General features: G+C 65.2%; 12 protein-coding genes. 3 read left to right on the top strand and 9 right to left on the bottom strand.

Annotated elements, in window-relative coordinates; all coding sequences use genetic code 11:
* Window positions 1–227 precede the first annotated feature (227 nt).
* Complete coding sequence (locus ACW9H9_RS08505; RefSeq protein WP_457342711.1) at window positions 228–1,901, top strand: putative bifunctional diguanylate cyclase/phosphodiesterase; 1,674 nt, start codon at window positions 228–230, stop codon at window positions 1,899–1,901.
* Here the strand turns inward: ACW9H9_RS08505 and ACW9H9_RS08500 are convergent.
* Window positions 1,881–3,302, bottom strand: a complete 1,422-nt coding sequence (locus ACW9H9_RS08500) for a NorM family multidrug efflux MATE transporter (protein ID WP_457342710.1) — start codon at window positions 3,300–3,302, stop codon at window positions 1,881–1,883. The two genes, ACW9H9_RS08505 and ACW9H9_RS08500, sit on opposite strands and share 21 nt — an antisense overlap.
* A gap of 153 nt (window positions 3,303–3,455) precedes the next feature.
* Here ACW9H9_RS08500 and ACW9H9_RS08495 point away from each other — a divergent pair, with 153 nt between their 5' ends.
* On the top strand, window positions 3,456–4,376 hold the full coding sequence (locus tag ACW9H9_RS08495) for a LysR substrate-binding domain-containing protein (protein ID WP_457342709.1): 921 nt from the start codon (window positions 3,456–3,458) through the stop codon (window positions 4,374–4,376).
* Between the two features lie 181 nt (window positions 4,377–4,557).
* Window positions 4,558–6,534 (top strand): methyl-accepting chemotaxis protein, encoded by a 1,977-nt coding sequence (locus ACW9H9_RS08490; protein ID WP_457342708.1) that lies wholly within the window; start codon window positions 4,558–4,560, stop codon window positions 6,532–6,534.
* Between the two features lie 8 nt (window positions 6,535–6,542).
* Here ACW9H9_RS08490 and ACW9H9_RS08485 read toward each other — a convergent pair whose 3' ends face one another.
* The 8 genes from ACW9H9_RS08485 to ACW9H9_RS08450 form a co-directional block, all read right to left on the bottom strand.
* Entirely contained in the window at window positions 6,543–7,943 is a 1,401-nt protein-coding gene (locus ACW9H9_RS08485; protein ID WP_457342707.1) for a hypothetical protein, read from the bottom strand.
* 66 nt (window positions 7,944–8,009) lie between these two features.
* A complete protein-coding gene (locus tag ACW9H9_RS08480; RefSeq protein WP_457342706.1) occupies window positions 8,010–8,522 on the bottom strand; it encodes a hypothetical protein in 513 nt (170 codons plus the stop codon).
* Window positions 8,523–8,532: 10 nt separating this feature from the next.
* Window positions 8,533–9,264 (bottom strand): hypothetical protein, encoded by a 732-nt coding sequence (locus tag ACW9H9_RS08475; protein WP_457342705.1) that lies wholly within the window; start codon window positions 9,262–9,264, stop codon window positions 8,533–8,535.
* Between the two features lie 33 nt (window positions 9,265–9,297).
* Window positions 9,298–10,842: an SUMF1/EgtB/PvdO family nonheme iron enzyme gene (locus ACW9H9_RS08470; protein ID WP_457342704.1), complete on the bottom strand. Its 1,545-nt coding sequence runs from the start codon at window positions 10,840–10,842 to the stop codon at window positions 9,298–9,300.
* A complete protein-coding gene (locus ACW9H9_RS08465; RefSeq protein WP_457342703.1) occupies window positions 10,832–12,049 on the bottom strand; it encodes an ABC transporter permease in 1,218 nt (405 codons plus the stop codon). The genes ACW9H9_RS08470 and ACW9H9_RS08465 overlap by 11 nt, the downstream gene beginning before the upstream one ends.
* Window positions 12,033–12,725, bottom strand: a complete 693-nt coding sequence (locus ACW9H9_RS08460; RefSeq protein WP_457342791.1) for an ABC transporter ATP-binding protein — start codon at window positions 12,723–12,725, stop codon at window positions 12,033–12,035. The genes ACW9H9_RS08465 and ACW9H9_RS08460 overlap by 17 nt, the downstream gene beginning before the upstream one ends.
* A gap of 9 nt (window positions 12,726–12,734) precedes the next feature.
* Window positions 12,735–14,708, bottom strand: coding sequence for a vWA domain-containing protein (locus ACW9H9_RS08455; protein ID WP_457342790.1), 1,974 nt, complete (start codon window positions 14,706–14,708; stop codon window positions 12,735–12,737).
* Window positions 14,709–14,722: 14 nt separating this feature from the next.
* Window positions 14,723–15,742 (bottom strand): hypothetical protein, encoded by a 1,020-nt coding sequence (locus ACW9H9_RS08450; RefSeq protein ID WP_457342702.1) that lies wholly within the window; start codon window positions 15,740–15,742, stop codon window positions 14,723–14,725.

The following is a 15,742-nucleotide window of genomic DNA, read 5'->3' as shown; positions in this document are numbered from 1 at the left end:
GGCATTTTAACAGGCTGGCAAGATTCTGCCGCCTCCGTACGACGGTGTGACGTACCACTCGATCTAAATTTGCCGGTTTTGTTACTTTGCCGCAGGATGTGCGGGTTTTTTTAAAGCTATTGTTCGGTGCATGGCCGCACAATATGCCATTGATAACCCCTATCATTCTCCGGGTGCGCCTCACACCGCCCGGCGCCACGACCTTTTGCAGAGTCTAGGGAGCTAGCTTGTCTACGCCTTTCGAACCCTTGCGTTTGCTGCTGTTGGCCGAGACGCCAGCCTGGGCGGCGTTATTGCGCGAGTGCCTGGCGCCGATGGGCGACAAGGCTGTGCTGATCAGCGCGCCGGACTGGGACGCGGTGAGTACCCTGTTCAACGATGATCAAAGCGCCGTGTTGTTGACCACCCCCGGTCTTCAGCCCGTTCCCGGCCGTTGCCGCCTGTCCACCGTGTTGCTGCTGGACCAGGAACCGGCCACCGCCCCGTTGGGCGTCAGCGACTGGCTGGTCCTCGATGCCTTGGATTGGGATACATTGCGCCGCTGCCTGCGCCATGTGCGCGAGCGCGGCGTGCTGGAAAACACCCTGCAACGCCTGGCCGAACAAGACCCGCTCACCGGCATTGCCAACCGCCAGGGGTTCCAGACGCTGCTCACCGCCCGCCTGGCCGAAAACGAGGGCCGTGGCATTGCCCTCGGCCACCTGGACCTCGACAACTTTCGCCACGCCAACGACGCCCTCGGCCATCAGGCTGGCGACCGGCTGATCCTGCAAGTCGTCTCGCGGCTCAAAAGCCAGCTGGAGGCCGGGGACCAACTGGCGCGCCTGGGCAGCGACGAATTCGCCCTGCTGATCGACACCCGCCGCGCCCCGCAGCGCGCCGAATGGATGGCCGAGCGCATTGTCGAGGCGTTGTCCGAACCGTACTGGATCGACGGCGAAAGCCTGCTGATCGGTTGCAGCCTGGGCGTGGCCCATGCCCGGGCCAAGGCGGGCGCCGACCCGCTCATGTGGCACGCGCACATCGCCATGCAGCAGGCCAAGAGCACGCAGGGCTGCACCTTTCACATCTTCAACGAGCGCATCAACCGCAACGCCCGCAGCCTTGCCGACCTTGAAAGCGAACTGCGCCGCGCCTTGCGTCGTGATGAACTGGAGCTGCACTACCAGCCGCGCCTGGACCTGAACGGCGGGCATATCGTGGGCCTGGAAGCCCTGGTGCGCTGGCGTCACGCCGAGCGGGGCCTGTTGCCGCCCAGCGAATTCGTGCCGCTGGCCGAGCAGAGCGGGCTGATCGTGCCGTTGGGCTACTGGGTGATTTCCCGGGCGCTGCGGGACATGCAAGCGTTGCGCGAGCGCGCTATTGCGCCGTTGCACATGGCTGTCAATTTGTCGTTCCGCCAGTTCCAGGACAGCCAGTTGCTCAGCACTCTGAGCCGCTTGATTGCCGAGCGCGGCGTGGAAGCGCAGTGGCTGGAATTTGAACTGACGGAAACCGCCGTGATGCGCCGCAGCGACCTGGTCCAGCAGACCATGGACGCCCTGGGCCGCCTGGGCGTGCGGTTTTCCCTGGACGACTTCGGCACCGGCTTTTCCTCGTTCGTGCACCTCAACAGCCTGCCGATTGCCTTGCTCAAGATCGACAAGAGCTTTGTCGGCGGCATGGAAGAGCGCGAAGAAAACCGCAAGCTGGTGCACGCCATGATCAACCTGGCCCACAACCTCAACCTGGAAGTGGTGGCCGAAGGCGTGGAAACCCCCGAGCAACTGGCGCTGTTGCGCCTGTTCGGGTGCGACCAGGCCCAGGGTTACTTGATCAGCAAGCCGCTGCCGTTGCCGGAGCTGGTGGAGTACCTGACCTTCGGCGCCGGCCAGCGCACCTCATTGGGTGAGGTTATTTAACTCCGCCGCCTGGCCGCCCACAGGCTGGGCGGCGCGGGCCTGGCGGCCAATCATGCGTTTCATCTTCGCCTCGAACGCCCACGTCAGGCTCACCGCCGCACACGCCAATCCCAACGCCAGGCCCCACCACACCCCGGTCGTGCCCCACCCCAGGGTGAATGCCATCAGCCATGCCGCTGGCGCCCCGATCAGCCAGTAACAGACCAACCCCACCAGGAACGTGGTCTTGGCGTCCTGCAGGCCGCGGATGCAACCCATGGCGATGGTCTGCACGCCGTCGAACAATTCAAACCACGCCGCGACCGCCAGCAGGCTGACCGCCAGGGTGACCACGTCGACAAAGGCCGGGTTGTTGACGTCTATCAACAGGCCCACAAACTGGCGAGAGAACAGCAGCAGCGCCAGCGCAAAGACAAGCATGATCGCGGCGCCAAAGCCGATGCCGACCCGCCCGGCCAGGCGCGCCGACAGCAGTTGCCCGGCCCCGTAGTGCTGGCCGATGCGCATGGTGACGGCATACGACAGGCCCGCGGGCACCATGAACGCCACCGACACAATCTGCAACGCCACCTGGTGCGACGCCAGTTTTGTGGTGCCCAAGGTGCCGACACACAGCGCTGCAAAGTAAAACAGCCCGAGCTCCACCGCATAAGTGCCGCCAATCGGCAGGCCCAACCGCCACAGCTCACGCAGGTACTGAAGGTTCAGCCGCGCCAGGCCTTTGCGCAGCGGGTAGGCGTCATAGGCGCGGCTTTGGCGGATGTACCACATCATGCTCAATGCCATGCCGGTGGCGACGATGGCCGTGACCAGCCCGATACCGGTCAGGCCCAGCTGGGGCAGGCCGAACGCGCCTTTGATCAACGCATCGTTGAGTACGTAGTTGAGCACCGTGCCGCCCGTGGCAATCACCACCACCGGCGTGGCCTTGCCGATGGCACTGGTGAACCCGCGCAGGGCCATGAATGACAGGTAGCCCGGCAGCGCGAACGGCAAGATCGACAGAAATTGCACGGCGAACGCCACGTTGGACGGGGTCTGGCCGAACAGCAGCAGCAAGGGTTTGAGGTTCCACAGAAACAGGCCGCCCACCAGCGCCAGCAGCCACGCCAGCCAGAGCCCAGCCTGGGTCAGGCGGGTGGCGCCTTCGATGTCGCCGGCGCCCTGGCGAATGGACACCAGGGTGCCCACCGAAGCGATCACGCCGATGCAGAAAATCGACACGAACGTGTAGCTCGCCGCGCCCAGCGTGCCACCGGCCAGGGCTTCGGGGCTCAGGCGGGCCATCATGATGGTGTCAGTCAGCACCATCAGCATGTGGGCCAACTGTGAGGCAATCAACGGCCCTGACAGCCGCAGAATGGCCCAGAGTTCGGTACGCGCCGGATGCTGCATGATCATCAGTCTCAAAAAAGTCACGGGAGGGGGGAAGGGTCGATTCTCGGCGCTCTTGGCGCTTTGCACAAAGGGAAAAATACGATCATTCGCATGATTAAAACTCATGCGTGACCGATTCTGTTAGGGTTTGCCCACTGCGCTGTCGGAGCTTTCCCTATGCCTCGTCGTCTTCCTCCGCTTTACGCCTTGCGGGCGTTTGAAGCCGCGTCCCGGCATCACTCCTTCACCCGGGCGGCAGAAGAGTTGTCCATCACCCAAAGCGCGGTGAGCCGGCACATTCGTACCCTGGAAGAGCATTTTGCCTGTCGTTTGTTTCAGCGCAGTGGCCGCACCCTGCAACTCACCGAGGCCGCGCGCCTGTTGCTGCCCGGCGTGCGCGAGGCGTTTGCGGCCCTGGAGCGTGCCTGCCAGACCTTGAGCCGCGACGACGACATTTTGCGCATGAAGGCACCCTCGACCCTGACCATGCGCTGGCTGCTGGCGCGGCTGAGCCGGTTCCGCCACTTGCAGCCGGGCAATGAAGTGCAACTGACCAGCGCCTGGATGAGCGTGGACCAAGTGGACTTCAACCAGGAGCCGTTCGACTGCGCCGTGCTGCTGAGCCACGGCCACTTCCCGCCGGACTGGGAGGCCAGCTACCTGTTCCCCGAACTGCTCATCCCGGTGGGCGCGCCCAACCTGCTTGACGACGGCCCGTGGGACGCGGCCCGGCTGGCCAGTGCCGAGCTGCTGCACCCCACGCCCGACCGGCGCGACTGGCGCTACTGGCTCGAACGCATGGGCCTTTCGCCGCAAGTGTCGCTCAAGGGCGGCCAGGTGTTCGACACACTGGAGCTGGGCATGATCGCCGCGGCCCGGGGCTACGGCGTGTCCATGGGCGACCTGTTGATGGTGGCCGAAGACGTGGCCCAAGGGCGCTTGAGCCTGCCCTGGCCCACCGCCGTGGCCAGTGGCGAGAACTACTACCTGGTGTGGCCCAAAACCCGGCCCGGCGGTGAGCGCCTGCGCAGGCTGGCGGACTTTCTGCAGGGTGAGGTGCAGGCCATGCAATTGCCCGTGGTCGAGCGGCTGGGTTAAGCCTGCGGGCCGCCGTGTGTGCGATATCCGGGTGAAGCGCTCAAGTATTGACCCGGCCCGCCGAAGTAATTGTGTCAGAGCCGACAACCCCCCCGTTTAGCGGCTCAACGTGCCCCCTTTAGATAATTTGCCGAGCTGCGCTATGAGATCAGGATGATCCTGGCCTCGGCCAGGAGCTGTCATGTCTCAACCTCGCGCTCGGATCGCCTCTCAACTGGGCCTGGCCCTGGCCCTCATACTGGTCGTGGTCATCAGCGGCAGCACCGTGTTTGCCCTGCGCACGCTGGATGCCGCCAACCTGGATATCCGCGAAGAACACCTGGCCAGCGAAGCCCGCTTGCTGGCCGACCAGCTCAACACCTTTCACAGCACCCTGCGCGAGAGTACCCGGCGCTTGAGCGGGCTGTTCGAAAAACGCTTCGGCGTAGGCCTGAGCGTGCGCGCCGACCAGCCGGTGACGGTGGCCGGTGTGCAAACCCCCAGCCTGTATTTGGGCACCGAGTTGCTCAACAACAACTTTGCCGACGTCGACGAGTTCAAGCAGATGTCCGGCGGCGTGGCCACGGTGTTCGTGCGCAGCGGCGATGACTTTATCCGCGTCAGCACCTCCCTGACCAAGCAGGACGGCAACCGCGCCATTGGCACCGTGCTCGACCGCCAGGGCCCGGCGTATGCGCGGGTGCTCGCCGGTCAGGCGTACATCGGTCGTGCGGTGTTGTTCGACCGTTCCTACATGACCCAGTACAGCCCCGTACGCGATGCGAGCGGAAATGTCATCGCCGTGCTGTTTATCGGCTTCGACTACACCGACGCGCAAGCCGCGCAGTTCAACAACCTCAAGCGCTTTCGCATCGGCCAGACCGGCTCGCTGGCGCTGCTCGACGAGCAAAAGCACTGGCTGGTGCCGCCAGCCGGCGTGCAGGCGCCGGATGCGGCGATCGCGGTGATGCTGGACCTGGCGAAAGCGCCGGGTAAAGGCCGCTTCTGGAGCGACGGCAACCAGGACGTCTACAGCCTGGCGGTGCCGTTCGACGGCGGCCCGTGGTCGGTGGTGGCAAGCATGCCCACAGCCGAGATTCGCGCCGTGACCTGGACCGTGGGCACGCGCCTGGTGGTTGGCAGCCTGCTGGCGATGCTGCTGGCCGTGGCCGCCGCGGTGTGGCTGCTGCGCAGCAAATTGCAGCCCCTGGGTGACCTGGTACGCCAGGCCGAATCCTTGGGCGCTGGCGATTTGAGCGCGCGCCTGAACGTGTCCAGCCACGATGAAATCGGCCAACTGGCGCGCAGTTTCAACCAGATGGGTGAGGCGCTGTCGACCATGGTGTCGCACATCCGCAAGGCGGCCGAAGACGTCAACAGCCGCGCCCAGGCGTTGTCTGGTTTGTCGGGCGGGGCGTATGAAGGCATGGAGCAACAGTCCGGCGAAATCACCAGCATGGCCGGTGCGGTGGAAGAGTTCAGCGCCACCTCGCTGAACATCGCCGACAACATGGGCAGCACCGAGCGCCTGGCCCAGGACAACGCGCGCCAGACGCAGATCGGTCGCAACTCGATGCAAGACGCCTCGTCCTCGCTGGAACACATTGCCAGCGCCCTGAACAGCACGGCAGCGGTGATCAACACCCTGGACCAGCGCTCGCAGGAAATCGGCGGGATCGTGGGGGTCATCACCTCGATTGCCGAGCAGACCAACCTGCTGGCCCTCAACGCCGCGATCGAGGCGGCCCGGGCGGGCGAGCAAGGGCGCGGCTTTGCGGTGGTGGCCGACGAAGTGCGCAACCTGGCGTCGCGCACCCGTCAGGCCACGGACGAAATTTCTTCGATGATCCAGAGCATCCAGCAAGAAACCGGCAACGCCATCCACACCATGGAACAGGGCAACGCCCTGATGCAGGAAGGCCTGTCGCGCAACGCCGACGTGGCCTCGGCCCTGGCGCGCATCGACGAGCAAAGCCGCTCGGCGGGCGAGCAATTTGCCGCCATTACTACCGCTACCCAGGAACAGAGCAGCACTGCCAACGTGCTCAGCAGCAACTTGCAAAGCATTGCCCTGGCCAACAGCGAACAGCGCGAAGTGGTGTCGAACCTGGCCATCACCGCCAAAGAGCTGGAAACCCTGGCCGCCGGACTGCGCCAGGAAGTCGACCGCTTCCGCTGATCGTTCGCTTACTTGCAGTCGGCGTTGCTGGCCACCTCTCGGGTGGCCAGTTTCATCGCCTTGGCCAGCTCGGTCGCGTTGTTGCTGGCATAGGTGCGCCCGCCGGTGTTTTCGGCGATGCAACGTGAGGCGCCGCCTGCGCCGATGTTGACGACGTTGACCCGCAGCCGTGGCTGGTTCTTGGCGATTGTGCGGGAGACGGCGCAGGCGTCGCGGTCGCAGCCGTCTTCGCCGTCGATAAACATCACGATCATGGCGTCACGCGTGCGCCCGTCCACGGTGCTGGCAGCCTTTTCCAGGCTGGCGGCCAGCGGGGTGCCGTCGTTGGGGGTGAGGCCGCGCAGGCCCGCCATGAGGCGTGGGCGGTCGCCGAATTTGAAGACACCGTGGTCCGGGGTGCTGCCGCAACCGGCAAAGGTGATCAGGCGTGTGTCGATCTTGGGGTCCAGGGCCTTGAGCATGCCGCCAAAGGAGTCGTTGGCGATGTCCATGCGGGTGGGCGGCTGGAAGATGCGTTGCGCGCGGTCTTCGTCCAGGAAGCGGCTGGCGGGGCTGCCAAAGAACCAGTCCTCATCGGCCTTTACCGCGTTGATATTCAGCATCATCGACCCCGAGGTGTCGAGCACCACCACAAACTGCGGCGTCTCGACTTTGGCCGCGCCTTTGCGGCAGGCGTAGTTGTCCAGCGTTGGCGGCGGCGCCTTGACCACCGGCGGCGGTGGCGCAGGCTCAGGTTCGGGCACCGGCTCAGGCTCGGGCTCAGGTTCTGCCACGGGTTCAGGCGCAGGCGCAGGCGGCTCGGCAACCACGGCCGGCTCAACCACCGCCGCCGGTGCCATGGGCTCGACCACCGGCACCGGGCGCCACAGCCACCACCACAGCGCCAACAGCAGCAATAACAGCAACAACAGGCCCAGCAGCAGCGCCGCCCAGCGCCAGGCCCGGGGCACCCCTGCGGCCGCCGCTACCGGGGCCAGCGCAGCAGGCGCAATGACCGGCGGCGGCAGCGGCTTGGGCGGGCGCGGGGTGTTCCAGCGGATCACCAAGGGCTCGCCATTGAGGCTGTAGAGGTCGCTCAGGATCGGCTCGCCGATCAGCGTTTCCAAGCGGCGCGCGGCGTCGGCCTGGTCGCGCTTTTTCAACTCGTCGGCCAAGTGGATGAGGGCGCTCTGGCGCTGCTCGTAGGTGTGCAGCAGGCGGCGTTGGCGGTCGCTGTCCAGGTCGGCGTAGGGCGTCGGCTGGCCACCCAGGCCCGTCCACCATTCCAGTGTGCCGTCGGCGCCCGTGCGGGGAATCGCAAACAGGCTGGCGGCCACCGGCGGCAGGTGTTTCTGGATCAGCGCGACGGTGTCTTGCAGTGCGTCTGCAGTGTCCGTGGTGGCGTGCACATCCCTGATGACCCGTTGCATGAAAGCGATTCCTGAAAAAGAGGGCAGGCATCGCGCACGATGCCTGCAAAGGGTGAAACGCCGGGCTTACTCTTCGTAGCCCAGGCTGAACTGCAGCTGGTTGACCTTTTTCTGCAAGGTCTTCAACTGTTCTTGCTTGGCCAGCAGTTGTGCCGGGGTGGCGTTCTGGGTGGCCGCCTGCGCCTGGTTGGCCTTGAGCTGCTGCTCAAGGCCGGCGATCTGCTGCTGCACATCGCTGCGGTTGGCGCGGCGTTTTTTCAGCGTGCTCAGCAGTTGGCCCAGCGACTGGTTTAACTGCGCCTGCGCCTGTTGCTGGCCGACCAGGTCTGCCCGGGTCGCGGCTTGCTGCGCCGTGATGTTGTCGTAGACCTGGCGGAACATCGCGTTTTCTTCGCGCGAGGCGGTCAGGGCCGCTTCCTTCTGCTTGACCTGGTCGCTGTAGCCACCGGAGTAGTCGCAGTTCATCTTGGTGAGCATGCTGGCATCGCGGTTGGTCGCGTCGCACTCGCCGGGGGCGGTGGCGCAACCGGCCAGGGCCAGGATGGCCGCGAGGGCCAGCCCGTGTTTAACAAAGGTCATGGTCACGTGCTTAGCCCAGGGTGATTGCGGAGCGTTGGGTGTACAGGCCGTCGACTTCCTTTTGCAGGGCCGCGACTTTCTCGTTCATCTTCAGGATGTTGATGTCGACCTGCTTGATGTCGTCGCCGGTGGCGCCGTCCACGCGCTCTTGCTGGGCCACTTTGGTGTACTCGGTGACCTTGGTGCGCATGTTGCCCAGGTCCTTGCGCATGATGGCGATGTTGCGGTCGATCTCGGCGATGTCGTTCTGCGCCTTGGCCTTGTTGAGCTGCTGGCTGGCCATGGCTTGCTTGATCTGGGCCAGGCGCAGTTGATCGTCGTTGATCACTTGCTGGGCGGTGGCGGTCCGGGCAACGACGTTCTGGGTGTCTTGCTGCACGTCACTGTTCATTTTGGACAGGCGCTGCGTGGTGTTGGAGTACTCGCTGCGGCGCTGGTCCAGGTAGTAGTTGGCGCCCATGGCTACGCCGCACGAGGCGATACCGGCCGCCACGGCGCACACCGCCTTGTTGTTGCTGTTGGACAGCGCGCACCCGAGGATGCCGATACCTGCGCCCACCGCACAGGCCTGGTAGCCGGACTTGCTGAAGAACTGCGCGTCGCTGCCCTGGGTCAGGCGCGGGTCGGCGCTGCCGCTGCCGGCCATGGAGCTGCCGGTGTTGGCACAACCGCCCAGCAACAGGCTGGCGGCGAGGGTGACGATGATCTGTAGCTTGAAACGAGTCCAGAGGCTGCGTGACATGGTATTGCTCCTGATAGCGGTGTTGGCTGTTTGTTATGGGGTGACGGACTTGCAGCTTTTCAGCCAGGCCTCGGTGTCGATCTTCTGCTTTTGCAGGAAGGTCTTCTGGTTGGCCCAGTGGGTGCGCAAGTAGGGCTTGAGGTCTTGCAGTTGCTTGTTGCGCGAGATGATTTCTTCCATCACCGGCACCTGCGCCTCAAGCAATGGCTGGCCGTACAAGGTGCCGGACTCCACCAGGCTGCTGGCGTAGTAGCGGCTGAGCTTGTGCAGGCGGTCTTTTTGTTCGTCGAGCTTGCCCTTGCGCATGTCGCAGCTGGGGTCCTTCTCGGCGGCTTCGCAGTTGAGCGCGTAGTTCTTTTGCAGGAAGTCCACGTACTGGCCGTCATCGAGCATCTTGGTGCACAAAAACGCCCCCAGGTTGAGGCTGGCGCGGATCGCCTGGTCGCGGGTTTCTTCCTGTTGCTGGTTGCTGGCGCGCAGTTGGCTTTCCAGGGCCTGGAGCTTTTCCTTGAGGGCCTTGTCCTCAACCCCAGACGCCAGTGAGCCGAGCGCCTGCACGGTGCCGGGCTCGGCCGAGGCGTTGGCCCCGGTGCCGAGTTTTTTCCAGCTGCTCTCAATACTGGCGACGCGCTCGCGTGAGGTCAGGGTCGGCGCGACCATGGCCAGGCGCAGGCCGGTGGTTTTGTTTTTCACCGGGCCGTCGGCGTTGTAGTACGCGTCTTCCTGGCGCTGGGCGGTGCGCAGGTCGGCCTGGCTGGTGAGGTAGTTGCCGCCGCGCACCACGTAGCCCCCGGCCTGGCCGTGCTGGCGGTCGAGCTTGTTCAGGCGAAACGGTTCAAACATCATTTCGTCGGCGTTGCCGAGCATGTCGTGCAGGCCCAGCGGGTTGGGCTTTTGCAGGCCGGTCAATTGCAGCTTGCCGTTGGCCGACTGCGCCCCGGCGAACCACTCGTAAGCGTTCAGGCCTTCGGGCATGGGGTAGCGGGTGTCGCGAAATTCGGCGGCGCTGACGGCGATCCCGCCGCGCGCGGCGAACTCCCACTCCACCTCGGTGGGCAGGCGCAAAAAGCCCGGCGCCCCGTCTTCCTTGGGCAACTTGTCGGCGGCGTTCTTGCGCAGCCACAGGTTGTATTTGTCGGCCGCGTCCACCGCCTGCACCCAGCTCACCGACACTTGCGGCACGCGCAGTTTGGTGGCGGGCGTGGGGCAGGTCGCTTCGGTCAGGGCGGCGTATTGCAGCTCGCTCATCTCGTACTTGGCCAACAGGTAGTAGCGCGACTTTTCACCCTTGGCCTCGGTGAAGCTGCCAGCGATGAAGGTGGGCCGCGTCTGCTCCACATAGCCGTATTCCGCACCGTCCTGGCCGATGCTGATGGGGTAGTCGTCCAGCGGCCCGGTCACCGGGATAAACACCTTGCGAAACACCATCGCGCCGTCGCACGGCATCGGCAGGACCACGTCGTTGTCCTGGGGCATGGGGTTGTAATACTTCTCTTCCCAGCCCGCTGCCGACGCGTCGAGCGCGCCGCCAAGGCCCAGGGTCAGGGGCAACAGCCAGACGGCACGTTTATAGCTCACGCAGACTCTCCGCAGGTTCGATGCTGATCGCCCGCACGGCGCCGATAACGGCCACCAGCCCTGCGACCAGAAAGGTCAGGAGCAAGGCCGCAAGGCCATGCCCGAAAGTGATGTGGCAAACAAAGGTGCCGGTGGCCTGGCTGCTGCCCAGCAAGCGGTCGAACAACTGGCTGCCGACACCATAAAACCCCAGCCCGCCCAGGTAACCGGCCAGGCTCAACAGCAACGCTTGCAGCACCACGAAGCCTGCGACCGCCGTGCGGTTGAACCCCAGCAGGCGCAAGACCGCCAGGCTCTTGCGCTTGCGGTCGATGTTGGCCAGGAACGCGCCGACCATCGAGGCGATGCAGCCGATCAGCGCGGCCAGGGCGATCACGCCAAAGATCAGCCCCAGCACGTGGTTGATGGCCTTGACGTTGTCGATGTCGGCCAGGCGGCTCGAGGTTTCGATGCGCTGTTGATTGAGCCAGCGCTCCAGCGGCGCGACCTGGTCGATGTCCCGCGCATACACCCGGGCGCGGGCGAACAGCGGAGGCGCATCGCCCAGCGGTTTACCGGTGCTCACGCCCAGGGCCTGATACCCGTCGCGAAAGTGCTCCAGGCTCATCAGCAGGGGCGGTGCGACAAACGCCGCCGCCCGGCCAAAGCGCGCCGCGTCCAGCACCGCCAGCACGCTAAGGCTCACCTCGCCCCGTTCGTTGTGCCCTGCCAGGCGCCGCTCGACGCGCAGGCGCAGGCTGTCACCGGCCTTGACTTGCAAGCGCTGGGCGGCGCGGTCGCTGAGGATCACTTGGGTGCCGGTGGGCGTGAGGCCGGGCAGGTTCAACTGCGGGTCGCCCGCTTCGGTGGGGATGATTTCTGCGCCTTCGACGAACCGCTGCAGCCCGGCGATCAAATCCGCCTGGGTGTTCAGCGAGCGAGTCTGGCCTATCGCAAAACCGACCTCGGGCTGCTGGCGCAGGGTGTCGATCCAGGCGCTGTCGTAGTTGCCGCTGCTGAGCATCTTGATTTCAAGGTTGCGCGGGTCGCGCAGCAATTCGTCCTGCAACTGGCTGACCACCCCGTGCTTGAGGCCGAACAGCAGCAACAGCGGCGCGATCACCGCCACCAGCGAGGCGGCGATGCACAGCGATACCTTGCGGTCGTGCCAGAGGTCGTCCAGGGCCAGCTTGCCCAGCAGCCTCAGGCGGTCAATCCATGGGTTCAAACCGTGTCTCTCCCTGACGGCTCACCGCGCCCAGGCGCGGCAGGCCAAAATCCTTCAGCAGCGCCCAGTCATGGGACACCACCAGTGCGCTCAAGCCCAAGGTCTGCACTAGGCTCAGCAGCAGTTCAAACAGGCGCCGCGCGGTGTGCGGGTCGAGCGCCGCGGTGGGCTCGTCGGCCAGCAGCAGTTGCGGCTCGTGGGCGATGGCACGCACGCAGGCCACGCGCTGGCGCTCGCCGATCGACAGCGCCTGCGGCAGTTTGTCGAGCAGCGGCGCCAGGCGCAGGGCGTCCACGGCGTGGTCGATGTGGGCGCTGTAGAGCGGCATGCCCAGCAGGCGGCGCGGCAAGAACATGTTGTCGCGCACACTCAAAAACGGCAGCAACCCGCCACTTTGCAAGATAAACCCCAAGTGCCGCGAACGTACCGCCGCCAGCGCCGGTTGATCATCGGCAGCCAGTAGCTGGGCAATGTCCTGCGCCTGCAACTGGAAGCGCCCCAGCTCCACCGGCGCGAGCAGCAGGCCCAGCGCTTCAAGCAGGGTGCTTTTGCCGCAACCGCTTTCGCCGGTGATGGCCATGATCTGCCCGGCTTGCAGCTGCAAACGCGGCAGGCGCACCTGATGCGCCTGCGCGCCTTCGCCCCGGCGCACCAGCAGGTTGTCGATGTCGAGAATGGGCATGGCTTACGGCATCATTTCCAATGGCACCGGGTACACGTTGTCCCGCGCATCGCTGTTGTCGGCCAGCGATACCCAGCGGTCCACATCGGCGTTGTAGCGCTGGTAGTGGCGCAGCTTGGTGTTGAGCGTGCGGATGAATTTCTCCTGCGCCAGGCCGTCCCAGCTTTTCCAGGTGTCTTCGTCCAGGTTGAGCACTTCACTCTGGTACGGCAGGCCTTCGAGGTATTCGCCCACCACGCCCATGTCGGCGATTTTGGCGTTGCTGTTGGCCTTGAGCTGGTTGGGGTCGGCGCCCATGGTCGCGGCCACCGAGCGCAGGCGGTCGAACATGTCGGTGGGCGAGATCAGGCCTTCGTTGGCCGCGTCGAGGATCTGCTGCATCACCGTGCTCAAGTCGCTGAGCTGGGACTTGGTCAGCAGCACGCGCACGTCGGTGGTCGGGATGTTTTGCTTGATCAGGTCACGGTCGGTGATCCATGCCTTGAACACCGGCGGCGCCTTGCTGTTGGTTTTCTCACCCAGGTAGGCCAGTTGCATTGCGTGGCCGATCAGCGCGGCGTCTTCGAGCATCTTCTGGTCGGCCGGGTCCTGCTTGGCGTTCAGCGCGCTGCCGATGGCGTCTTCGCCCAGGTAGGCGGCCTTGACCTGCGAGGTGATGGCGGCGGCCAGCGAGTCGACCTTGCGCCCGAACGCTTGCACGTCACCGGCATTGACCGGGTAGTACAGCGAGGTGTTGGTGCCCGGGTAGGTCGACAGGTTCTGGTACTGCGCCTCGGCCCGGGCGTGGTCTTTGGCGCCCGCCGGGGTCTTGAGGTGCAGGGTGTAAATCGCCACGCCCGGGTTGGCCGCTTCCAGGCGAACCTGGCTGGCGCTGAGGCCCGTGTTGGAGAGTTTGTTGTCGCCCTCCAGGGCGCCGGCGTCGGTGATCAGCACCACGTAGCGTGCGCCGAACTGGCTCCAGTCGACCTTGTCGATGCTGTGCATCACCCCGGCGTAGGCGTCTTCGTCAAAGCTGCTGCTGGACACCTTGGCCTGCTTGAGGTCGGCGACCTTGGCCAGGAAGTCGGCGCTGTCTTTGACCTGGTTGGGGTCGGCGTACATTTTGCTGACGTACTCGAGCCCCGGCACCGCCTTGGTGCTGGAGCGGAATGCGACCAGGCCGAACTTGACCTGCTTGCCCAGGTGCTGCGCTTCGATCTGCTCGTACACCTTGCGGATCGCCTCGCGGGTGCGGTCGATGTACGGGTCCATGGAGATGGTCGAGTCGATGACAAACACCACCGCCGCGCTGAACTCTTTCAACTGGCTGCTGGTGCTGCCGTCTGCCGAAGCGCTGCCCGCGCCTGCGCCAGCGTTGCTGCCCGCGGCGTCTTCGGCCTTGCTTACCGAGGCGACGTTCAGCAGGCGCGTGCGAAAGCCGCCTTCGGTCATGACTTCTTCGCCGCTGAGCACCGGCAGCAGGTAGAACTGCTTTTGCAGGTCGACAAAGTAGGCGGGCTCTTGCGCCAGGATGCCGGGCGCCTGCTTGCCTTGCTTGAGCGTGGCGCGCAATGGGGCGACTTTGCTGACCGGGTCCGGCGCATCCAGGATGCCTTCCACGGTGGCGCGCTCCTTGAAGAACAACAGGCGGTCGCGGTTGGCCGGGTTGGTGAAGGCCAGGGTCAGTTGCATCTTCCAGTCGGTGGTGCACGCTGCGGGCAGCCAGCCGATGGTCTTGCCGTAGCTGTCGGGGCCGACTTTCAGCCACTCGGCGTTTGCCGCCGTCGCCCGCTCGTACACGTAGAAGCGGCTGAAGGTCGGCTGCACCGCACCGGGCGTGCCCCCGGCCGCCGGGCTGAGTTTGCAGCCAGGGGTGGTCAGCACGCGCTGGAACAGGGTCTTCTTGCCTTCCTGGATCAGCGGCTTGTCATCGGCCAGGGCCAGTGCGCTGACACTCAAGGCCAGCACGGCGGCGCTGCCCAGCAGCAAGCGGCTCAGGGACAGAGGTGTGGTCACTTTTGCAGCTCCTCGAAACGCTGCTTGGCTTCAGCGTTGTCCGGCTCGTGGCTCAGGATGGTTTCGTACCAGTACGCGGCGGTGGCGTTGTCGGGCGCCGGGAAGCAGTCGCTGGCCTTGAGGTACTTGGGGTCGTATTCGTGGGCGTAGGCGTTGGCGATCAGCATGTCGCCGCCTTGCGCACGGTTGGCGTACAACCGCTGGGCCACGCCGCAGTGCTTGTTGGCCTTGGCCGCTTCGATGATCTCCAGCAACTTCGCGCTGGCGGGCGCGGCCTTGATGCAGCCCTGGACAAAGGCCAGTTCGGGCTGGCTGTTCATGCTCTGCACGTCACACGGCTGCGCCTCGGGGACCGGCTCCGCGGGGGTTTGCACCACCACAGGTTTGGAGAACGAGAAGTACAGCCACGCCAGCACTGCCAGGGCGATGAGCACCAGCAGGGCAATCACGGCGCCGATCAGGGCTTTTTTATTGTGCTTGGCCGGGGCCACCACGGGCGGCAACGGTGCAGGCTCGTGCTCGGGCTCGCGGTCGGCCACGATGAGTTCTGTTTCGTGCTCTTCCTGTGGCAGGTCCAGCGTCGGTACGTCGAGGGTTTGCGGCTCGGGCGCAGGGGTGTGCAGCGTTGTCGCGTCGTAGGTCGAGCGTGTCTCGCCCCCCGCCGTCGAGGCCAACAGGCCCAGGCCCGGGCGCACCACGCCACGGTCACTGTGACCTGGGCCTTGCTCGCGCAATTCGATCTGGAAATTGGCATTGCCGCTGCTTTCCAGCAGCGGGTCGACCACGTCCGGGCCGACCTGGGTGTGCAGCGTGTCGTCGGTGCTGTCGAAGCGGCTCACCTGAAACCAGAACGGGTTGTTGCTCCACTGCTGGCCGTTTTGCAGGTAGAAGTGGTCCTGGTTGCGCTGGATCGAAAACTCCAGCGCCTCCTGGCCACCCTGCCATTTCTTTACCGTCAGCCGCGCCTGGCCCGGCACATTGGGTTCCAGCGCAAGCAGGTCTACACGAATGGGCAT

The sequence above is a fragment of the Pseudomonas sp. SDO5215_S409 genome (assembly GCF_054071325.1).
The sequence above is the reverse complement of the archived record's forward strand: the minus strand, read 5'-3'. Positions and strand labels throughout refer to the sequence as shown.

What these genes read in the sequence shown, in the direction of transcription:
- ACW9H9_RS08480 (WP_457342706.1), bottom strand. Translation starts at nt 8,522, where the DNA reads ATGACCTTTGTTAAACACGGGCTGGCCCTCGCGGCCATCCTGGCCCTG.
- ACW9H9_RS08490 (WP_457342708.1), top strand. Translation starts at nt 4,558, where the DNA reads ATGTCTCAACCTCGCGCTCGGATCGCCTCTCAACTGGGCCTGGCCCTG.
- ACW9H9_RS08495 (WP_457342709.1), top strand. Translation starts at nt 3,456, where the DNA reads ATGCCTCGTCGTCTTCCTCCGCTTTACGCCTTGCGGGCGTTTGAAGCC.
- ACW9H9_RS08475 (WP_457342705.1), bottom strand. Translation starts at nt 9,264, where the DNA reads ATGTCACGCAGCCTCTGGACTCGTTTCAAGCTACAGATCATCGTCACC.
- ACW9H9_RS08500 (WP_457342710.1), bottom strand. Translation starts at nt 3,302, where the DNA reads ATGATCATGCAGCATCCGGCGCGTACCGAACTCTGGGCCATTCTGCGG.
- ACW9H9_RS08450 (WP_457342702.1), bottom strand. Translation starts at nt 15,742, where the DNA reads ATGCCCATTCGTGTAGACCTGCTTGCGCTGGAACCCAATGTGCCGGGC.
- ACW9H9_RS08485 (WP_457342707.1), bottom strand. Translation starts at nt 7,943, where the DNA reads ATGCAACGGGTCATCAGGGATGTGCACGCCACCACGGACACTGCAGAC.